Source organism: Phycicoccus endophyticus, from assembly GCF_011326735.1.
GTDB lineage: Bacteria > Actinomycetota > Actinomycetes > Actinomycetales > Dermatophilaceae > Phycicoccus > Phycicoccus endophyticus.
Genome location: NZ_JAANCN010000002.1, coordinates 31,146 through 51,693, shown reverse-complemented (window position 1 = coordinate 51,693; position 20,548 = coordinate 31,146). Strand labels below are relative to the sequence as shown.

General features: G+C 69.3%; 19 protein-coding genes and 1 tRNA gene. 15 read left to right on the top strand and 5 right to left on the bottom strand.

Annotated elements, in window-relative coordinates; translation table 11 throughout:
• Nucleotides 1–97 precede the first annotated feature (97 nt).
• The 8 genes from G8D98_RS03295 to G8D98_RS03260 all read left to right on the top strand — a co-directional run bounded on the left by G8D98_RS03295 (nucleotide 98) and on the right by G8D98_RS03260 (nucleotide 9,538).
• Complete coding sequence (locus tag G8D98_RS03295) at nucleotides 98–1,945, top strand: hypothetical protein (RefSeq protein WP_166099096.1); 1,848 nt, start codon at nucleotides 98–100, stop codon at nucleotides 1,943–1,945.
• A 427-nt stretch (nucleotides 1,946–2,372) separates the two neighbouring features.
• Nucleotides 2,373–3,599 carry a class I SAM-dependent methyltransferase gene (locus G8D98_RS03290; protein ID WP_166099092.1) on the top strand — a complete coding sequence of 409 codons (1,227 nt, stop codon included), beginning with the start codon at nucleotides 2,373–2,375 and terminating at the stop codon, nucleotides 3,597–3,599.
• Nucleotides 3,600–3,641: 42 nt separating this feature from the next.
• Nucleotides 3,642–4,457, top strand: a complete 816-nt coding sequence (locus tag G8D98_RS03285; RefSeq protein ID WP_166099089.1) for a hypothetical protein — start codon at nucleotides 3,642–3,644, stop codon at nucleotides 4,455–4,457.
• Nucleotides 4,454–5,623: a hypothetical protein gene (locus G8D98_RS03280; protein ID WP_166099086.1), complete on the top strand. Its 1,170-nt coding sequence runs from the start codon at nucleotides 4,454–4,456 to the stop codon at nucleotides 5,621–5,623. The genes G8D98_RS03285 and G8D98_RS03280 overlap by 4 nt, the downstream gene beginning before the upstream one ends.
• Entirely contained in the window at nucleotides 5,620–7,035 is a 1,416-nt protein-coding gene (locus G8D98_RS03275; RefSeq protein WP_166099084.1) for a hypothetical protein, read from the top strand. Before G8D98_RS03280 ends, G8D98_RS03275 begins: the two co-directional genes overlap by 4 nt.
• Complete coding sequence (locus G8D98_RS03270; RefSeq protein ID WP_166099081.1) at nucleotides 7,035–8,375, top strand: AAA domain-containing protein; 1,341 nt, start codon at nucleotides 7,035–7,037, stop codon at nucleotides 8,373–8,375. The genes G8D98_RS03275 and G8D98_RS03270 overlap by 1 nt, the downstream gene beginning before the upstream one ends.
• 479 nt (nucleotides 8,376–8,854) lie before the next feature.
• A complete protein-coding gene (locus tag G8D98_RS03265; protein WP_166099078.1) occupies nucleotides 8,855–9,109 on the top strand; it encodes a hypothetical protein in 255 nt (84 codons plus the stop codon).
• 3 nt (nucleotides 9,110–9,112) lie between these two features.
• On the top strand, nucleotides 9,113–9,538 hold the full coding sequence (locus tag G8D98_RS03260) for a hypothetical protein (RefSeq protein WP_166099075.1): 426 nt from the start codon (nucleotides 9,113–9,115) through the stop codon (nucleotides 9,536–9,538).
• A gap of 868 nt (nucleotides 9,539–10,406) precedes the next feature.
• On the opposite strand, the gene G8D98_RS03255 is transcribed toward G8D98_RS03260, so the two are convergent.
• From G8D98_RS03255 to G8D98_RS03235, 5 genes are all read right to left on the bottom strand, one after another.
• On the bottom strand, nucleotides 10,407–10,820 hold the full coding sequence (locus G8D98_RS03255; protein ID WP_166099073.1) for a hypothetical protein: 414 nt from the start codon (nucleotides 10,818–10,820) through the stop codon (nucleotides 10,407–10,409).
• A 217-nt stretch (nucleotides 10,821–11,037) separates the two neighbouring features.
• A tRNA-Lys gene (locus G8D98_RS03250) sits at nucleotides 11,038–11,113 on the bottom strand.
• Between the two features lie 99 nt (nucleotides 11,114–11,212).
• Nucleotides 11,213–11,503 carry a DUF4193 family protein gene (locus G8D98_RS03245; RefSeq protein WP_166099070.1) on the bottom strand — a complete coding sequence of 97 codons (291 nt, stop codon included), beginning with the start codon at nucleotides 11,501–11,503 and terminating at the stop codon, nucleotides 11,213–11,215.
• 112 nt (nucleotides 11,504–11,615) lie between these two features.
• Entirely contained in the window at nucleotides 11,616–12,710 is a 1,095-nt protein-coding gene (locus G8D98_RS03240) for a serine/threonine-protein kinase (RefSeq protein ID WP_229661873.1), read from the bottom strand.
• 75 nt (nucleotides 12,711–12,785) lie between these two features.
• Complete coding sequence (locus G8D98_RS03235; RefSeq protein ID WP_205859689.1) at nucleotides 12,786–13,964, bottom strand: YihY/virulence factor BrkB family protein; 1,179 nt, start codon at nucleotides 13,962–13,964, stop codon at nucleotides 12,786–12,788.
• A 173-nt stretch (nucleotides 13,965–14,137) separates the two neighbouring features.
• Between G8D98_RS03235 and G8D98_RS03230 the strand changes: the two genes are divergently transcribed.
• The 7 genes from G8D98_RS03230 (at nucleotide 14,138) to pstA (ending at nucleotide 20,534) form a co-directional block, all read left to right on the top strand.
• Nucleotides 14,138–14,782 carry a hypothetical protein gene (locus G8D98_RS03230; RefSeq protein WP_166099067.1) on the top strand — a complete coding sequence of 215 codons (645 nt, stop codon included), beginning with the start codon at nucleotides 14,138–14,140 and terminating at the stop codon, nucleotides 14,780–14,782.
• A gap of 273 nt (nucleotides 14,783–15,055) precedes the next feature.
• The gene (locus tag G8D98_RS03225; RefSeq protein WP_166098978.1) at nucleotides 15,056–15,253 is read left to right on the top strand and encodes a hypothetical protein; all 198 of its coding nucleotides are present in this window, start codon (nucleotides 15,056–15,058) and stop codon (nucleotides 15,251–15,253) included.
• A 149-nt stretch (nucleotides 15,254–15,402) separates the two neighbouring features.
• Nucleotides 15,403–16,026 (top strand): DUF47 domain-containing protein, encoded by a 624-nt coding sequence (locus G8D98_RS03220; protein ID WP_166099064.1) that lies wholly within the window; start codon nucleotides 15,403–15,405, stop codon nucleotides 16,024–16,026.
• 5 nt (nucleotides 16,027–16,031) lie between these two features.
• Nucleotides 16,032–17,027, top strand: coding sequence for an inorganic phosphate transporter (locus G8D98_RS03215; protein WP_166099062.1), 996 nt, complete (start codon nucleotides 16,032–16,034; stop codon nucleotides 17,025–17,027).
• Nucleotides 17,028–17,217: 190 nt separating this feature from the next.
• Complete coding sequence (pstS, locus tag G8D98_RS03210; protein WP_166099060.1) at nucleotides 17,218–18,324, top strand: phosphate ABC transporter substrate-binding protein PstS; 1,107 nt, start codon at nucleotides 17,218–17,220, stop codon at nucleotides 18,322–18,324.
• Between the two features lie 129 nt (nucleotides 18,325–18,453).
• Complete coding sequence (gene pstC / locus G8D98_RS03205; RefSeq protein ID WP_166099056.1) at nucleotides 18,454–19,401, top strand: phosphate ABC transporter permease subunit PstC; 948 nt, start codon at nucleotides 18,454–18,456, stop codon at nucleotides 19,399–19,401.
• Nucleotides 19,401–20,534, top strand: coding sequence for a phosphate ABC transporter permease PstA (gene pstA / locus G8D98_RS03200; protein ID WP_166099053.1), 1,134 nt, complete (start codon nucleotides 19,401–19,403; stop codon nucleotides 20,532–20,534). Before pstC ends, pstA begins: the two co-directional genes overlap by 1 nt.
• Nucleotides 20,535–20,548: the final 14 nt, after the last annotated feature.

The following is a 20,548-nucleotide window of genomic DNA, read 5'->3' as shown; positions in this document are numbered from 1 at the left end:
GTGGGGCAGCCGCCCTGCGCTGACTCGGCGCGACACGGAGGTTTGCCGTCGCGTAGTTTCTGACCCAAGTAGCCTGTCAATTGCCTAGAGTGTGGCCATGCCGCCGGAAGAGCCGCCGTTAGAGCCGATCCATGCGGACACCCTAAAACCGTACGTATCCGTTGTGGTTCTTACCTTTCCATCAGGGACTTTCTCCCCGTTGAAGGTCCTTCGGAAGGCGTTGCTTCGATTTGTAACGACGCAACGCGCTCGAAACGGCGCGGAGGTAGTGTCAGATGGCCTCGAAGGGCTGGATGAAGCCTTGGATGACGAGGACTCGCAGGTCAGCGCCGATGCCTTTGCTTACAGGAAGCAGACACGGCCGGGATGGGCCCAGAAGGATTCGCCTTATCTCGACACCACCTATTCACTATGTGTTTGGATCGCGCGCGAAAACTGGATTGCCATAAGTTGCGATGGAACCATTGAAGCCAAGCTGCAGAGATGGCTCGACGCATCGCCGCGTCCAGTCTTTCGGCGCGTGCCCGCAGGCATCATCAATTCCACGCTTCTTTCCGGAGACGCCAAGAACCTCTGGCTCCGCGGGGCTCATGGACGTAGACGGACAAAGGCGGACTCGAAGACGTTAAGCGGCCAAAGCGTTGGCGAAGCGCTGAATCCTCTAGATGATAGCACTTTCGCACTGGGTTCGGCACGCGCTAGTGTCAATGTCTCACCCGAGTTCAGCGCATTGACCGGAATAGTGGGAACAACGCCACGAAGGTCAAAAATATGGTTCTCCTCAACACATACGTTTGCAGAGTTTCGCGAGACTTGTCTTGATCTGCTTCGCGCCCTAGCCCACGCGTCTGCTTCGGGTGCAGAGGACGAACACCCGTTCCCGCTCTTGGCAACCGAATCAACAGATCTCGGTGGAGTATCTGGCGCCTATGAATTGACCTGGTGCGACCCGGATGACCTGCCGTCAGCGGAAGTGAGTAGCGAACTCTTGGCAGCCTGGGACACCTTGAACCGTGCGACGGTCATCGTCACAGGGGGCCCCGACGCGCGGTTCACAGCCTTGGTAGGACTTGACGGCACTGTTGGCGGCAGCCTCAGCTGTACGCCTTCGATTGCGAAGTCCAAGGTGGACCTATCCTTCGGCTACCACGGCGAACCAACGGACTCGGCTCAAGTGCGTCCTGTGCTGGCCGCCCTAAAATTCACCCAACTTCTCACTGTCCACTATGACTCGGGCCATTCGGTGACACAAGAAGCGGTTTACAAGAGCAAGATCGAAGATCACGAGTTTCGTTCTTGGCGATGGGAGTCCTTCAGCGGATATGACATTTCCCGCGAGAAGCCCTCTTTCTCTGTGGCTCAGAAAATTCATGACGCGATCGGAGACGGCGACAAATCGCTGTTCTCATGGGTGCTAAAGACTTTCGGCAAGCGAGGGTATCTCACCTGTGATGACGGGTCCAACGAGGTGGCCGATTTCGTCCTCGTCGCAGACGACGGCGAGCTCTCATTGATCCATGTCAAGGGCGCAAACTCGGCCAGCCCCATGAGGCAAATCAGTGCCAGCAGCCTCGAAGTGGTAACTGGGCAAGCGGTAAAGAACCTACGACACCTAGATGCGGAGCGATTGAGTCAAACCCTAAGGCGAGCTCCTGTCGCGTCTCCTGCCGTCTGGCTATATGGTCGCCGGGAGCGCGACCGAGCCGACATGATCGAATTTCTTGAGACGAGGAACTCTAGGGCTCCATCGAAAGTGATAATTGTGCAGCCGCACATCACTGAACCCGCCAGAGCCCGTGCGTTGATGGCCGCGGGGCGGCCGTTTGAGCTGCAGCGGCTGCGCTTGGTGGAAATGTTGCTCAATCACGCTCGCGCGGGGGCGATCGGCCTAGGTAGCGACCTAGTCGCGATCGGAGATTCGCTCGAGGAACCCGTGAGCGTTTAGGTGCTCACAGGCCGGCCTTAACCTGATGTGTTGCCGCTGGGAGAAGCCTCACCGTGAGGTCTGGGGTGGGCCGCCTTGGTTGGCGCGAATCAGCGCTCCAGCGGGAGGGGTGAAGACGCGCCGAGGACGGCGCGCCAGCGCCGCCCGCAGGCGCAGCCGAGCGCAGCCAGGCTCTTGATCCGTAAGAGGTCTATTCGGCAGTTCCCGTGCGCAAGCGGTCGCGCTGGCACCCAGTGTGGTGCAGACCTACTGCCTGGAGACCGGAGGGGCAAGATGGTTGGCGGGTGGGGCTAGGCTGAGACCTCAAGGGTCCACGATTGGGAGTCGCCAGTCCGAGTCCTGAAAGTGGAGTAGTGGCAAGGTGCGCGATTCTGTAGCGCGAGATTGGCAGGCCGCAGTGACATCAGGGGCTTTCGTAAATCCAAAGGTGGGCACCATCGGCGATGCTGTCGACGCCTGGTATCGCTATTACGCGGGCTACTCGTCTGCATTCGTGGAGCATGCTCTCGAAGAATTGGCCGGCGCCGAGGACTTGGTGTTGGATCCCTGGAATGGCACCGGAACGACGACCGTTGTCGCGGCCAGTAGGAACGTTGCCGCCGTCGGCTTCGACGTGAATCCAGCACTCGTGGTCGTCGCCAGAGCAAGGCTGCTAGGCATGGGCGCGTGGGCGAGCATCGGCCCACTAGGGCAAGACGTTGTGTCTCATGCGGCTAGGGTCGATCTGGACGAAGACCCCCTTCTTTTCTGGTTCACACCAATGGCCGCGGGATCTCTTCGCGGTGTGCAGCAGAGCGTTGAGCGACTCCTCGTCGATCCTGGTTCCGCCTCTCGACCCCCGTACCAGGGCGCCTCAGGCATGAGCACGTTGGCCGCCTTCTTCTACACCGTCCTGTTCCGGACGGTTCGGGTTCTCATCGCGCCCCGCGCCGGAACCAATCCGACGTGGTGGAAGCAGGTTGCCGAGGCAGACCGACTCGACCCGAGCCCTGAGACGATCGTCAATCAGTTCCAGGCCTCAGCGGCGGAGCTAGCCGCCGGCCTCCACCGGGACAACTACGTCGGCGGTGTCGACGTGCAGGCACGGCTCGGCGACAGCCGCGACCTGCCCCTTGAAGCCCGCACGGTGGGCGGCGTGATCACCTCTCCGCCCTACTGCACCCGGATCGACTACGGGGTGGCTACCCGCCCGGAACTGGCCATCCTTGGTGCCGGCGAGCGCGACCTCAAGGAACTTCGCGATCAGATGGTCGGCACGCCCACGATGACCGGCAAGCGAGGCACGGCTGAGCAATGGGGGGCCACGGCGACCGCCTTCTTGGACGGTGTAGCCGCTCACGCCAGCAAGGCATCGGCCGGCTACTACACCAACTACTTCCGGCAGTACTACGCCGGGATGTGGGACTCCCTGGCTGAGCTCCACCGGGTCATGAAGGAGGGCGCACCCGCGGTCCTGGTCGTGCAGGACAACTACTACAAGGACCTGCACAACGACACGGCGAAGATCTTGGGGGAGATGGCGATCGCACTTGGGTTTGACAGGGCCGAGCGACACGACTTCCCGGTCATCCGTAACCGGGCGAGCATGAACCCTCGCACCCGGCAGTACCGCAACAAGGCCTCGGCTGTGGAGAGCATCCTGGTCCTTCGCTAAGAGTAACGTGGAAAACATGGAAGACGTGGTAGCATGGCTTTCATGGAATTCGCTCATGAGCTCGTCGAGGTGGTCGCGGCGCTCAGCGACGCCAACGACGCGCTGATCGAGGCAACCACCTCCGGCGACGCGACCGAGGTGAGTCGACTGCTCCAGCACGTCGCCGTGCTCGAGCGGCGCCGCAACCAGTTGGTCCACCCCAAGCGGGACCGGACGCCCGTCCCTTCCCCGTACGAATCCTCGACCCCGCTGCGCGACCAGGTGATCCGGGCCCTGCAGCTCACGGGACGTCCCTCCAGCGCCCGGCTGGTTTCCGATGCCACCAAGGCGCGCTGGGCCGAGCGCGTCGACACCGCCAAGCTCTCCTCACTGCGCCGAGACGAGGCCAGAAGCTGGCGCAAGTCGCAGGAACTGCCCGGTCGGCAGGAGCGCGACGTGTACATCGTGCCGGCCCTGACCTACGACCGGTTCACACCTGTGCGCGGGACGGTTGCCCTTTCCACCTGGCCCACCAGTCTGCGACTGATCGCACCGCTGTCCCCACGCGTCGACATGCTGCACAGTGCCATCGCGCTGGCAGGCGAAGCCACGAGCGTCGCCAACACGAACTATGAGGCGCCCATGCTGCGCCTGGTCGCCCGGCTGGGATCAACCATCCCCGGCGTCAAGCCCTTCGGGGCCGACCCCAGCACGGTGACCGATGCTGCCCGAGCGGAGCTGGAGGAGATCGAAGAGACCGACGAGCTCGAGCGGTCTCATGCCTCCGAGCGAGCCCACGCCCAGCTGGACCGCGAGTCGCTCCTGTTCGGCACCGCGATCCGCACCCTCACCTCCCGCGCCGCCGGAGGATCGCGATGACCAACACGCCGGTCACGCTCGAGGGCTTCCGCGGGGAGTTCCCGCGCCAACCCCTCAACGCCCGTCGGGTCGCCGGCGCGCTCGAAGCACCCGGGTGCCAGCGCCGGACCGCCCTCGACGCCGCCGGCGTCAACCTCGACAAGCTCGGCAGCCTGATCAGCGGCGAACCTCGCGACCGTCAGTCGCCGTTCGCCCTGACCCGCGGCAACCAGTTCGAGCAGCAGGTGGTCGCCAACGGGATGGCCGAGATCGTCGCGCTCGCACGGCGACACCTCGACCTGGCGATCCCCGAGGTCCGCCAACACGACCTGTCTGCCGCTGCCGTACGCGAGGCCTACCCTGGCGTTACCGGCGCCAGGATGAACGAACTCCGAGCGCGGCTTACCCGTCAGCGCACCGAGGAGATGCTCACCGACCCGGCCCAGGCCTACAACCTCATCCGCCACGCCATGACCCGGCTCGACTTCGGCGGCGAGACCGTCTACCTCGAGCAAGACGTGTTGGCCTTCGCAATCGACGGGCGCATCCACGTCGTCGAGATCAAGTCCTACCCGCGTATCGATGGCCGCGCCGACCCCACGAAGGCGTCGGCCACCGTCCGCCAGACCGCGGTCTACGTGCTGAGCCTGCAGCAGCTCGTGGTCGAGATCGGCGCACCGCCCGAGGTCGTCAAAACCACCACGATGATCGTACTGCCGGAGAACCTCTCGTTCCGGCCGACCGCGGTGACCATCGATATCGACATGTATGTGCGCCGACTGGCCCGCCAGCTCGCCTCGGTCCCGCGCGCCGCCGACATCCTCGACGCCATCCCCGCCGGCACCCAACTGCCGGCCCACCCCGACAACGGGGCCGACAACGACGAGGTCGGCGCGGCTGCCACCGCAGCCCGCGAGGCCCTCGCCGTCCTGCCCCCGCGATTCACCGATGGCTGCGTCTCCTGCCCGCTGTTCCACTCCTGCCGAGACGAGGCAGAGCGCCACGGCTCCATCGCCCGGCTCGGTACCGCGGTGGCAGGTGCGTGTGGCGACGTCACCAGCATCGCCGCGGCGCTCGACCTCGCCGACGGCCGTCGAGCACCGGCCAGTCCCTCCGAAGCCGCGGTCGCCGCCGCCCTCGCCCGCGGAGCAGCCGCTGCCCGGATCGCCACGGGGGGACTCGCATGAACGCCCTGCGCACCCACCAGGCCCTCCAAGCCGCCGCCGAGCGACGCGCTGTCACCACGACGACCCGGCGGCACGTCCACCTCAGCTCTAGTCCCCTCGTCGTCGTCGGCTACCACCTCGCCGGCGACCCCGGCGCCCCCCTCGCCTTGGTCTGGGGCACGGCTCGAGACGAGACACCGCACTGCATGGTCGTGCCCGAACCCCGCAACCGCGCCCTCCGATTCGAGGCCCTCGACGAGTTCGCCATCGACCTTCTGGCCTACCTCTCGAGGTTCGAGGTCCGCGACGATGGCGGCACCTGCGTGGACGCCCCGCAGCTCGTGGTCCCCAACGCGGGGACTGCGGAGTGGCTCGGGGGGATCGTGGGTCGCTTCACGCGCAACCTCCGCACCGACGGAGACGCGCCGCCTCCGGCATCGGTACCACTGGCAGGAAAGCACCTGTCCTTCTTCGGCGATCTGCTGCCGGGAAGCAGCCTGATGATCGCAGCCACCGATGCGCTCACCCTCCACTGGCAGACAGGTCAGCTTCCCTCCGAAGACCTCAACTTGGCAGCCCTGCTTGGGTGGATCGACCCGCCCGACGGGCTGGACGGCCCCGCGGCAGCCCGGCTGGGCGAACAGGCACCTCCCGCTGGCCCCGACTCCGACCCCAACTGGGACGCCGACGTCCTCGCGGACCTAATCCGGAGTTGGCACGTTGCCGGAGACGACCCAGCCGCGCAGGCTGCGGTGCGCGGCGAGCTCGAGGGGGAGATCCGCGAGCAGCTGGTGCCCGCGTGGATGGACTGTTGGAGGGCGCTGGACCAGCTCGTCGCCCTGCCGGCCGGAGACCACGTCGCCGGCCGGTGGTTGTCCGACCGCAAGGTGTGGACGGCCCACAGCGCCCGCATGGCAGAGGGGCGTGCCTTCTTCCGCAACATCCCGACTCCGGTCCAGGCAGCAGGTCGGTTGCGCTTCTTGGAGTCGCGCACCCAGAATCTTCAGCGAGAGATGGCGTGGGATGACCCGCTGGTCATGGCGGCGCTGGTTGCCTCCGGTGAGGCGCTCGCCGGACGAGTCGTCGCCGTGGATGCCGACCGCCAGACCTTCAACGCCAACGGGCGCAGGCAGCGTCGACCGATGATCACCCTAGAGCCCACCCTCGACTTCGCACGGCCAGCCGGAACCAACCTCTACCTCTCGAGGCATCCGAGCGTGAAGCTGGAGGTCCTGCCCAACGACGCCAGCGGACTGATCCGCGTCGAGGTGCTCAAGGGCGCCAACCAGACCAAGACCCTCGGCCTTCTGCCCACCGCGGGCGACGAGATCGTCTTGAGCCCCTACGGACGGCCCGAGTTCTACCAGCGCTCGACAGTCCAGGAGATTCCCTGGACCCACCTGCAGCTCGTCGAAGACAGCGAGGAGTCGTAATGCACGCCGAGCCCGTGACTCCCGCGGAGGCGGCCGCCGCCACCCGCGAGCAGATCTGGGGCACCCTCACCGCGGGCGCCCGCTCCACGCTGGTCGACAGCCCTCCCGGCGCCGGCAAGTCCACCCTCGTGCGGGAGATCGGTCGGCGCGCCCACCGACGGGCGCAGGTTCCGATCGTCGTCCAAACCAACGACCAGGCTGACGACATGATCCGCGGATACGTCGCCGACCAACGCCGCGGTGCTGCACCCGTGCGCCTGGGGCGCCTCCACGCCGGCGACTACCTCCCACCTGCAGACATCCGCACCCAGCAGGGCTTGACCTTCAGCAAGTCGCTCACCGACCTTCACGACTGTGACGTCATCGTCGCGCCCGCGGCCAAGTGGGCCACGGTCGACTTCGACCACTCCTGGCCCTTCGCGATCGTGGACGAGGCATATCAGATGCGCTCCGATGCACTGCTCCCGATCGGGGCGATGATGAGCTCGCTGCTGCTGGTTGGTGACCCCGGCCAGCTCGCGCCGTTCACCACCGCGGACGACACCAGATTCCGCGGCCGGCCGCTGTCACCGCTCGAGACGGCCGCCGCCACTATCCTGACTACCCAACCCGAGACTGTGCGCCTGGCCCTGCCCGTCTCATGGCGGCTACCCAGCCAAGCAGCCGACCTGATCTCCGACGCCTTCTACGAAGTTCCCTTCACCGCCGGCACCCAACCACATCAGCGTCGCCTCAGCCGGGGCATCGCGTCACTCCACCGCGGACGGGCAGCAGATGCCGTGAACACGGCAGCGCGACGCGGTTGGGCCTACGTCGAGCTCGACGACGTGCCGATGCCCCCAACCGATCCCGATGCCGTCCAGGCGATAGTCGATGTCGTAGAGGAGCTCATCAGCGCCGACATCGCGCTGGAGGACGAGTACGGCACCAGGCCGCTGTTGCCGAGCGATATCGCCGTCGGGGTGACCCATCGCGATCAACGAGACCACGTCCGGACCGCGCTCCAGGTTGCCCGCGCCCGGACAGGGATGCCCGTCGACGAGGTCGTGGTCGACACCGCAAACGTGCTCCAAGGGCGTGAGTTTCAGATCGTCGTGGTCTGGCATCCACTCTCTGGTCGTCGTGACGCGAGCCAGTTTCACCTAGATGCCGGTAGGTTGTGCGTGCTGTTGAGCCGACATCGGCAAGCCTGCATCGTCGTCTCGCGCGGTGGAATTCGTGACCAACTAGCTGGTCACTCGCCGACTGAACCGGTCTGGCTGGGAGAGTCGGCACCCACGCTGGACGGGTGGCATGCGCACCTGGCGGTACTCGACCACCTAACTGATCACGCGGTCTGAGCCGAGGTCAAGGACCTCGAGCACGTTGAGCGACGAGCAGCCGAAAGGTCGCACTGCCTGACACGGGCGGCGGCTAGTTGGATTTTGGTCAGCAGCTGGTGATTGATCGTTGTCGCGCTTCAGGCGAGAGAACGACTCCAAGCACGATCTTTGACGGAAACTGCAGGGCCATGTCTCCAGACTTTGGGCTGGTTCCTCGTAGCGGAGCATCTGGAGGGCCGGGCGGGTTGGGTCAAGGGTGGCCGAAGGCCATCACGGAGTGACGCCGGAGGCGCCCTTGACGCGTTCCGGCGGGCCCGGATGATGAGGAGCGGGGGAGCCAGACTCTCCGCGACGTCCGCGCGTGAGGTGCGTCGAGCGGCATCGCCTTCCAAGACTTTGTAAAATTTCGGCTTCTCCTTGAACGAGCACCCCGCGGTTTGGCGGACTTGATCGCGGAGGTCCTTCCGGGCCGCCTGCCGTTCGACCAAGGGGACACCATGAACACACTCGCGGCGCTGTCCAGCGCCACCGGCGACACCGCCAACCTGCAGGCGTGGATCAAGGAGAACATCATCCCGCTGCTCCTCCTGCTGATCGCCGTGATGCTCTTCGTCTTCGCCCAGCGCGGAGACAACGCCAAGGCCATGCGCGTCGTCGCCGGCGTCGTCATCGCCCTCGCCGTGCTCGGCGTCGCCACCACCGGCCGGGCCGACGACGTCGGCACCTGGCTCGCCTCGCTCGTCACGGGCTGAGCCATGCGCCTGCCCGTCGACGACGAGATCTACAACGTCAACGCGGTCTGGCTCGGCCCACCGGGCAAGACCCTCCCGTTCCGCGCCCGCTACGTCGCCTACGGCGTGGGTGCCGCGGTCTTCCTCCTGCTGCAGATGCTTGAGCGCCGCCTCGGCATTGGCCTTGGGTTCTTCGCCTTGGCGTACACGCTCCTGATCACGATCGCCGTCACCAAGGTGATCCTGCGAGTCGTCGACCACGACCGCCCGCTCGGCTCGGTCCTGCGGGGGTTCGTCAACGAGGTCAGCGCACCCCGCGACCACACGCGTGCTGTGACCTCCACCCTCCGTCCGGCCCGGGTCCGCGCCGTCCTCTCGCGCCCGGGCCGGGCTGCCCCTCGAGGGCGCCACTCCGCCAGAGGGACCACACAGGGCGGAGCGGAGTCGTGAGCAGCCGGGGCCTCGCGCTGCGGCGGATTGTCGGCCACTGCTCCAGCGCCGGTGACCGCATCACCGCCTGGTACCGCCTCGCGCCGCAGGGCTGGTCCTTCCGACCCGACAGCGCGCGTGAACGGCTCATCGTGGACACCGCCGACGCCCTCGCACAGCTCACCAAGCGCTCACTGCACCTGCGGATCACTACTCGCCCGTACCCGGTCTCACGCTGGGCCGAGTCGCACGACACCAACGCGCCTGCTCCGCTGCCCGGGTGGCCCGAGCACCTGATCCGAGACCAGATGCATCTGGCGAGTCGGTCCATGGCGGACAAGGAGGTCTACCTCGGGGTCGACCTCGGTGCCACCAAGCGGTTCCTTCACAGCATGAGTGGAATGGTCGGCCCCGCGGGTGACCGAGAGGTTGCGGCTATGGCGAAGCCGATCCGCGCCCTCGACGAGTTGATGCGGCACCCGGGGCTGGCTGGGGATCCGGCAACTCCGCGGCAGCTCGAGTGGCTGCTGCACCGCTCGTGCTCCCTCGGCCTCCCCGCCCCACTCACGCTGGGTGCCGCTGAGCACCCGGAGTGGGAGCGGGAAGACCTGCACGAGTTCACCGATCACGTCACCTGGACCGCAACGCCTTACGGACGCACCATCCAGGTTCGCGGCGAGCACGACGGAGCACAGGTGGAGCGTCACGTGTGCGTCCTGTCCGTCGGCCGGATGACCGATCTCGACATCCCGCTGGGGGTGCCGTGGATCCAGCGCACCGACCAGCTGTCGTTCCCTGTCGAGTGGTCCGCACGGGTGACCATTGAGGGGGCTGCCCGATGCGGCCGGTCCTGCAGTCGAGCCGACCTCGAGGTGCAGGCCAATTGCCCTCAAGCGGTGTCGAACTCCCCGGCGTTCACGCGTCCGACGAGTTCTTCCACTACAGGCTCCTTTGCCTCGCCGGGTTGGAGGGTGACCTTGTGGACGACCTTGACTCGCCTGGCCCCACCCGTGGCAACACGCACGACTCCGACCTTCCAGGGCCGCTTGGCGCGAATGTCGTCGACCAGGCCACTGAGCAGCAAGTATGCGATCAAGGTGGGCACATCCAGCGGAGCGAAAGAGCTGGCCATCATCTCTCCGCGGTGCACTGCTCTCACGAAGTATTCGTGCTTTCCTCGGACTATGCGAACGTCCTCGTCTTGCGGGGTGAACGGGAGCGCGGCGTCTCCCCTGAAGTCGAAGAGCTCTCGGATCGTCGACCGTCCGGTCGCCGCGAAGGACTGCCATCGGTCGGACGCCATGGTGGAAGTATGGAGGGGCGAGGGGAGAACCGGGACGGTTTCGGTGGCACCACTGGCTTGCCTCGACAGAACCAACCCACGTCGATTGCCTGCTTGCGGTGCGGAGATCGAGCCTCGTCCAAGGGGCTCTGTTCACAGCCGTGTGTTCCCTCAGGTGTTTCCTGAGCCGAGATGAGTCGGCTCGAAGAGCACGGCGCAAGTCGCTGACCTGCGGCTTTGGTGGGCCCCGTGGGGCTCGAACCCACAACCTACGGATTAAAAGTCCGCAGCTCTGCCACTTGAGCTAGAGGCCCGCGCCGCCCGGAGATGACCCCGGCGGGCGCCGGGCGACAGTATCGCGCACCCACGGCCGAGCGCGGCCGCCCAACACCTGGCCGGGCGACCGCCGGGGCTCAGGCGCAGTCGCGGCAGATGTTCGTGCCGGGCTTGGACTCCTGCGAGCGGTGGACGAGCAGGAAGCAGCTCATGCACGAGAACTCGTCGGCCTGCTTGGGCACGACCCGCACCTCGAGGGAGAGGTCGGAGAGGTCGGCCCCGGGGAGGGTGTGCCCGTCGACGGCCTCGGTGTCCTCCTCGAGCAGGTCGGTGGTGGGGCGCGAGCGGGCGGCGTCGAGCTCGAGGACGTTGTCGCTCTTCTCTTCCTCGCCGTCGCGAACTCGAGGAGCGTCGTAGTCGGTGGCCATGGGATGCACCTTTCGTTCGGCGAGGGAGGGCGAGTCCCGAGCAGTGGACCCCGCGCGGGTCCGGTCGGATGAACGGGTGATGCCCCCCGCGTGTTCCCGGCAAACCCCCGGCTCAGCGCCCGAGCGCGAGAACCACGGTGATCACGGCGAGCACGAGCGCCGTCGGCGCCCAGGCCCAGTGCACCCGGCGGGCCGCGGCCTGCGCCCGCCGCCGCTGCACGTCCCGCCGGCGCACGCGCACGAGCGGCGCATCGAGCGAGCTGAGCGTCGGCGTCGGGTCGGACGCGGCCCCGGCGTCGGAGGCCCTCGTGGACGCGGCCACCTCCGGACCCTCCTCGTCGACGAGCGCGGCACCGACGACCTCGGCGGCCGGGTCGTCGCCGACGAGCTCGGACTCGGGTAGCCCGAGCCGCTCGCCCAGCTCGCGGGCGCTGGCGGGCCGGTCCTCGGGCCGCTTGGACAGGCACTGCTCGACGAGCGCCCGAAGCCCCGGTGGCACGTGGCCCGGCAGCGGCGGGGGCGGGTCGTTGACCTGGGCGAGCGCGGTGGCCACGGGCGTGTTCTTCTCGAACGGCCGCCGGCCGGTGAGCATCTCGTGCGCGACGATGCCGAGCGCGTAGAGGTCGCTCGCCCCGGTGGCGACCTCGCCGAGGGCCTGTTCCGGGGAGAGGTAGTGCGGGGTGCCGACGACCTCTCCGGTCTGGGTGTGCCCGGCGCCGTCGAGGGCCCGGGCGATGCCGAAGTCGGTGAGCTTCACCGTCCCGTCGGAGGCGATGAGGATGTTCGCCGGCTTGACGTCGCGGTGGACCACCCCCGCGTCGTGCGCCGCGCCGAGGGCGAGCGCCGCCTGGCCCATGAGCGAGCGCACCCGCGCCGGCTCCAGCGGCCCCTCACGGCGGACGAGCTCCGAGAGCGGCTCACCGTCGACGAGCTCCATGACGATGTAGGCCAGGGCGTCTTCCTCGCCGTAGTCGAAGACCGTCGCGATGTTGGAGTGGCAGAGGTTGGCCGTGTAGAGCGCCTCGTCCCGGAAGCGGCGGGCGAACACCGGCTCGCCGTCGGTCGTCGGCCGCAGGACCTTCACCGCGACCTGCCGGTCGAGGACGGTGTCCTCGGCGCTCCAGACATCGCCCATCCCGCCGGACGCGACCCGCTCCGACAGCGTGTACCGACCGCCGAGGCAGTACCCCTGCGCGAGGCGGTTCACCGGTGAGGACCCGTAGACACGCCCCCGACAGTACCGCGTCGGCGCAATGACCTGCAATGTCGAAGGTTCGTCGAATCATCCCTGCCCGGTCTCGCGGTCCCGGGCGACCTCGGACGGCAGCGGCTCGAGCTCGACCGGGTGCCGCGGCCCGTCGTGCGCGGCCTCGGCGCGCCGCCGCCCCGGCGGGCTGCCGCGACGCTCCGCGGCGAGTGCCCGGCGGCGGATGGCCCGCCCCTCGCGCACCCGGTCCTCGAGCTTCTCGCGCGCCTTCTCCGACTGCGTGGTGTCCCGCGGCGGCAGGAGCAGCTCCCGCTCGGCCGCCATCCCCGCCTCGAGCTCGCGCACCCGCTCCAGCTCGGCGTCGACCTCGGCACCGAGCAGCAGGGCGATGTTCGTGATCCACACCCACAGGAGGAAGACGATGACGCCGCCGAGCGAGCCGTACGTCGACTCGTACTTGCCGAAGTTGCCGACGTAGAACCCGAAGGCCACCGAGGCGAGGACCCACACGACGATCGCGAGCACGGCGCCGGGGGAGATCCACCGCATCCGGGGCTGACGGATGTTCGGGGTCGCGTAGTAGAGGACGGCGACCATGGCGATGACGAGGACGAGCATCACCGGCCACTTGACGATGCCCCACACCGTGACGCTCTGGTCGCCGAGCCCGATCGTGTTGCCGACCGCCTCGGCCACCCCGCCGCTGACGACGAGGCCGACGAGCACGAGGGCCGCCCCGACGACGAGCCCGAGGGTGACCGCGAAGTTCACCGGCCGCAGCTTCCACACCGGACGGCCCTCGTCGATGCCGTAGACCCGGTTCAGCGCCCGCCCGAACGCCCCGACGTACCCCGAGGCCGACCACAGCGCGGTCGCCAGGCCGAGGACGAGGGTGACGCCGGCCGCCTGGCTGCCCACCATGTCCTCGATCGGCCCTCGCAGCTGCTCGGCGACGTCGCCCTGGCCGAGCTGGCGGAGCAGGTCGAGCATCGTCGCGACCGTCTCCTGTCCCTGCCCGAAGACCCCGAGCAGCGAGACGAGGGCGAGCAGTGCCGGCGCGACCGAGAGCACCGAGTAGTACGTGAGCGCCGCCGCGAGGTCGGTGACCTGGTCGCGCTGGAACTCGGCGAAGGCCGCCTTGAGGGTGACCATCCAGCCGCGTGGGGGCACCTCGGTCGGGGAGCCCGCCTTGCGGGCGTCGTCGGCGTGCGGGGCGCGTCGCTCGCGCTCGGCGGCCGATCCCTCGCTGGCCATCTCGTCCTCCACGGCGTCGGGGTGGTGCCACGGGCACCCGGGTCGGCCCCAAACCTAGCGGCGTTCCCGGCCCGTGCCACGCGCAGTGACCAGCGCGAACCCGGTGGGCCGCGCTCACGGCCCGATGCCTCCCGGGCCGCACGGGCGTCCCCACCACCTGACACACTCGAGGGATGACCAGCGACGGAGGCCGCCCCGTGCCCCGCCGGCCCGTGCACTTCGGGCCGGAGGAGCTCGAGGCGCACGGCGGGACGCGCCCCGGCCCCGCGGAAGCCACCGAGGTGGCCCACCAGACCGCCGCCATCCTCGTCGGCGCCGGGCGCGCCGCCCACGACCCGCAGGTCACCTCTCGGCTCGTCGCCCTCGTCGACGACCTCGGCCTGCCGACGGTCGCCGACCTGTGGTCCTCGCGCCCCGCGCGCACCCTGCCCGGCGCCCTGTGGCGGCTGTACGCCCTGCGCGAGTGGGTGCAGCGCCGCCCGGAGGAGGCCAGCCGCGAGTACGTGGCGGGCATCCGGTTCACCGACGTCGCCCACGCCGTCGCCGGCATCGCCGAGCCGCCCCGCCCCGAGGAGCTGCGGCGGGTCGCCGACCAGATCCTCGCCGGGGTCTTCGACGGCGACCTCGCCATCGCGCTCGAGCGGGCCGCCGCGTTCTGCGCGGTCACCGCCGCCGGCCGGGCCGAGCTCGCCCACGACACCGAAGGGCTCGACCCCGCCGGGGCGAGCGGCCTGACCCGCAGCGGCGGCGCGCTGCTCGCCACCGGGGAGGACCTCAAGGCGTGCGCCAACCTGTGGCGGGCCGGCGACCTGGACTGACGGGCCCGGTGTGGTCGCAAGGGCGCTCACCGTGCCGACCACCGGCGCACGCGGGGTGCGCGGCGGGAACATCTGCGCCGCCAGGAGACGTTAGGGTCAGTCGTGGTGCCGGGCCGCGGCAGCCCCGGGTCCCAACATCAGCCGCTACGAGCGGCCACGCGCCGTGAGGCGCTCCCGGCCCGGCACCCTCTCCTTCACGGCTCCTGAGAGCCTGCGCGCCCACCCCCCGTCGCCGGACAGTCTGCGGACAGGTTCGCGCCGTACCGTGTGCGGATGGCAGGGGACCCCTCGCTCACCGACGACGACCTCCAACGCGAGATCGACCTCGTCGGCGCCCTCGTGCTCGCCGCCTCGCAGACCGACGGCCCGCTGAGCCAGGAGCGCATCGACGAGATCCTCGGGGTGGACGACCCGCCCGGGGCGGACGCGGACGCGGACGCGGCCGAGGCCGCCCCGCCCGCCGCCGGCTGACCCCGCCCGCCATCCCGCCTTGAGTGCGCGGGTGGTCGCCCCGGCGACCACCCGCGCACTCGAGGCGGGAGAATGAGGGTGGTTCGGCATGGGTGCGCGCCTGGGCCTAGCCTGTACCCCGACCACCAGGGCCGTCCGGGAGAGGAACCGTGGCCTTTCGCCGCACCGCGCAGGACCCCACGTTCTACGAGCTGTTCACCGCCTCGGCGCGCCAGCTCGTCGAGGGTGCTGCCCAGCTGACGGCGCTGCTCGGTGCCGAGGGGGAGGAGCGCGAGGCCATCCTCGCGCGGATGCACGAGATCGAGGGCGCCGCCGACGACGCCACGCACGCCATCGTCCGCAAGGTCGGCGGGGCGTTCGTCACCCCGTTCGACCGCTCCGACATCCACGCCCTCGCCGTCGCCCTCGACCAGTGCGTCGACCTCATGGAGGCGGCGGTCGACCTCATCGTCCTCTACCAGGTCGACGAGGTGCTGCCCCGCGTGGCCAAGCAGGTCGAGGTGATCTCCCGGATGGCCGACCTCACCGTCGACGCCATGCCGCAGCTGCGCTCGATGAAGGAGATGGGCGACTACGGGGTGGAGATCGCCCGGCTCGAGAACCGTGCGAACAAGCAGTACCGCCGGATGCTCGCCGAGCTGTTCAACGCCAAGAAGGCCGACCCCCTGACGGTGATGAAGCACAAGGACATCATCGACGCGCTCGAGGCGACCGCGAACGGCTTCGAGCAGGTCGCCCTGACCGTCGAGGCGATCGCCGTGCGGGAGTCCTGACGGCCGTGGAGTGGTGGCCCACGGCCCTGGTCGTGCTCCTCGCGCTGGGCTTCACGTACACCAACGGCTTCCACGACGCCGGCAACGCCATCGCCACGTCGATCTCGACCCGGGCCCTGACCCCCCGGATCGCGCTCGCGCTCGCCGCGACGATGAACGCCGCCGGCGGGCTCGCCGGGGTGCGCGTCGCGGAGACCATCGGCGGGGACATCGTCACCGTCCCGGACGACGCCTCGGGCACCCTCGTGTGCGTCGGCGCCCTGCTCGGGGCCACCGCGTGGAACCTGCTCACCTGGTGGCGGGGGCTGCCCTCGTCCTCCTCGCACGCCCTCGTCGGCGGCCTCGGTGGCGCCGCGCTCGTCGCCGGCGCGGTCGTGCACTGGGGCGCGGTGGTCGACAAGGTCGCCATCCCGATGGTGCTCTCCCCGCTCGTCGGCGCGGCCGGCGGCTTCCTCCTCATGGCGCTCATCCTGCGGGTGTTCCGGTCGGCCGCGCCCGGGCCGACGGTGCGCGGCTTCCGCTACGCCCAGACCGTCTCCGCCGCCGCCGTCGCCTTCGGGCACGGGATGCAGGACGCGTCCAAGACCGCCGGCGTCGTCGTCCTCGCCCTCGTCGCCGGCGGCCACCGCCCGGGCTCGGACACCTCGACGCCGTGGTGGGTGCTGCTGCTGCTCGCGCTCGTCCTCGGCCTCGGCACGTACGCCGGGGGGTGGCGGATCATGCGCACCCTCGGCCGCGGGCTGATCCACCTCGACCCGCCGCAGGGCTTCGCCGCCGAGACCGCCGCGGCCTCCGTGCTCTGGGTGGCGACGATCACCGGGGCGCCGATCTCGACGACGCACGCCATCACCGCGGCGATCACCGGCGCCGGCGCCACCCGCTCGGCCAAGGCGGTGCGCTGGGGGGTGGCCCGCTCGATCGTCGTCGCCTGGCTGCTCACGGTGCCCGGCGCCGCCCTCGTCGCGGGCGTGCTCGTCCTCGGCGGCCTGCTCCTGCTCTGAGCCCTGCCGACGGGCGGACGGCGCCCCACGCGCCACGCCCGGGCGGGAGTTCACAGGTCGGTCACCGGGCGTTCACCCTCGTCCGCACGCGGCGACACCTGCCCTCCCTAGGTTTCGAGGCAGTCGGCAACGGTGCTGGCCTCCTCGCGGCCTGCACGGGCCGCAGCCGAAGATCAGAGAGGGACCTTTCGTGAAGCTCCACCGCATCGGGGTGACGGCCGTGGTCGCCGTGGCATCCCTGGCTCTCGCTGCCTGTGGCAACGACAACCCCACCGGCTCGGACTCCTCCTCCGACTCCGGGTCCGGCGGCGGTTCGCTCTCCGGCACGCTCAAGGGCGCCGGCGCCAGCTCGCAGGAGTCGGCGATGACGGCCTGGATCGCCGGGTACCAGAGCGTCCAGCCGGACGTCACCGTCCAGTACGACTCGGTCGGCTCGGGTGCCGGCCGGGAGAACCTCATCTCCGGTGCGGTCGACTTCGCCGGCTCGGACGCCGCCCTCGACGAGGACGAGCGCGAGTCGGTCAAGGACACCTGCGGCCCGGACGGCGCGATGAACATCCCCGTCTACATCAGCCCGGTCGCCATCCCCTTCAACATCGAGGGCGTCGACGAGCTCAACCTCAAGCCCGACACCCTCGCGCAGATCTTCGACCAGAAGATCACCAACTGGAACGACCCGAAGATCAAGGCCGACAACCCCGACGCCGACCTGCCCGACCTGAAGATCACCGCGGTCAACCGCTCCGACGAGTCGGGCACCACGGAGAACTTCATGGAGTACCTCTCCGCGGCCGCGCCGGACTCCTGGTCCTACGAGGTCGACAAGAACTGGCCGGTCTCCGGCGGTGAGGCCGCCGCGCAGACCACCGGGGTCATCGAGGTCGTCGGCAGCACCAACGGGGCCATCGGCTACGCCGACGCCTCGGCGGTCGGCTCGCTCAGCTCGGCCAAGATCGGCGTCGGTGACGAGTTCGTCGCCTTCTCCCCGGAGGCCGCCTCCAAGGTGGTCGACGCCTCCGAGCTGTCCGCGTCCGACGTCGACGGCGACCTCGCCCTCGACCTGGCGCGCGACACCACCGAGTCCGGTGCCTACCCGATCGTCCTCGTGAGCTACCACATCGTGTGCCACACCTACGAGGACCAGGAGACCGCCGACCTCGTCAAGGACTTCGTGGGCTACGTCATCTCCGAGGACGGCCAGCAGGCCGCGGCCGACGCCGCCGGTTCGGCCCCGATCTCGCAGGACCTGCGCTCGAAGGCCGAGCAGTCGCTCGAGCTGGTCAAGGCCGGCAGCTGAGCTGACCACCGGACCCGTCGTGCACCGCGAGGCGGCGGCCACCTGGATACTCAGGTGGCCGCCGCACCGCCCTGCCGGGCCCGCTCCGGTCGCCTCCTGCCCCCACCCCCACGACCCGCGAGGACCCCGATGAGCGCTCCTCCCGCCGCCTCCGAGCGGCCCCCCGCCCCCGCCAAGCCGCCCCGCCGCCCCGGCGACGTCGTCTTCAGCGGGCTCTCGACCGCCTCCGCGTTCAGCATCCTGCTGATCCTCGCCGGCGTGGCGATCTTCCTCATCTCCAAGGCGCTGCCGGTCTTCGGCGCCGACCCGGCGGAGGTCACCGGCGGCGAGGGCTTCCTCTCCTACGTCTGGCCCCTGGTCTTCGGCACCCTCGTCGCCTCGCTCATCGCGATGCTCGTCGCGACGCCGGTGGCCGTCGGCATCGCCCTGTTCGTCTCGCACTACGCGCCCAAGCGGCTCGGCACCGCGGTCGGCTTCGTCATCGACCTGCTCGCCGCGGTGCCCAGCGTCGTCTTCGGCATGTGGGGCTTCCAGGTGTTCGCGCCCAAGCTCGTGCCGCTGTTCGGCTGGCTGGAGGAGCACCTCGGCTTCCTGCCGTTCTTCGAGTCCGCCTCCCGGACCGGGCGCACCCTGCTCACGGCGTCGCTCGTCCTCGCCGTGATGATCCTGCCGATCGTCACCTCGGTCTCGCGCGAGGTCTTCCTCCAGACGCCCCGCCTGCACGAGGAGGCCGCCCTGGCCCTCGGGGCCACCCAGTGGGAGATGATCCGCACCGCGGTCCTCCCGTTCGGGCGGCCGGGCGTCATCGGCGGCACGATGCTCGGCCTGGGCCGCGCGCTCGGCGAGACGATGGCGGTCGCGATCATCCTCTCGCCCGGGGTCTTCACGTGGAACCTCATCGACACCGGGAACACGACGGTGCCGGCCGAGATCGCCCTGAACTTCCCCGAGGCGGCCGGCCTGCGGCTCTCCGAGCTCATCGCCGCCGGTCTCGTCCTCTTCGGCATCACCCTCGCGGTCAACCTCGCCGCCCGGGCGGTCGTCGAGCGCCGCGCCGAGTTCTCGGGGGCGAACTGATGAGCGTCGAGACCGAGCCGACGGCCCGCCAGCGCAAGCTCAGCGAGATCGAGGGCGTCGACCTCGACACCGTGCGGGCCTCCTCGAACCGGCAGTCCTACATCGTCCTCGGGCTCGCCGTCGTCGTCGGGGCGCTGCTGTGGCTGCTCGGCCTGCACCCGGCTCTCGCCGTCGTCCTCGCGTTCGTCGCCTACCTCGTCATCGTCTACGCGGTCTACCGCTCGACGGCGGGCAGCCGGGTGGCCGTGGACCAGGTGGCCCGTGGTCTCGTGCTCGGCGCCTTCGTGCTCGCCCTCGTCCCGCTGGTCTCGCTGCTGTGGACGGTCATCGTGCGCGGCGGAGCCACCGTGGTCAGCCCGGCCTTCCTCGGGCAGACGATGAACGGCGTCACGGGGCTGCAGGACCAGGCGACCCAGCGTGACGGCGCTGAGCTCATCGGCGGGGCCTACCACGCGATCATCGGCACCCTGATCATCACCGGGCTCGCCGCCCTGATCTCGGTCCCCATCGGGGTGTTCACCGCGATCTTCCTCGTCGAGTACCAGCCCAAGGGCCGGGTCTCCCACCTGATCCGCTTCCTCGTCGACGTCATGACCGGCATCCCGTCGATCGTCGCCGGCCTGTTCGCCTTCGCCCTGTGGGCGGTCCTCTTCGGCATCGGGACCAAGAACGGCTTCGCGGGCGCGGTCGCGCTCTCGGTGCTCATGATCTCCACGGTCGTGCGCAACAGCGAGGAGATGCTGCGGATCGTGCCCAACGAGCTGCGCGAGGCCTCGCTCGCCCTCGGGGTGCCCAAGTGGCGCACCATCGCCAAGGTCGTCCTGCCGACGGCCGCCTCCGGGCTGGCCTCGGGCATCACCCTGGCGATCGCCCGGGTCATCGGCGAGACCGCACCGCTGCTCGTCGCCGTCGGCTACGCCCGCGGGCTCAACGTCAACCCGGCCGAGGGCCCGATGAACACCCTCGCGGTCTACGCGTACTACATGTTCACCAAGCCCCTGAGCCCGGGCTACCGTGAGCCGAGCCTGGACCGGGCCTGGGCCGCGGCGCTGCTGCTCGTGCTCATCGTCGTCGTCCTCAACCTCTCGGCCCGGTTCATCGCCCGGGCCTTCGCCCCCAAGACCGGTCGCTGACCAGGAGAGCCGCA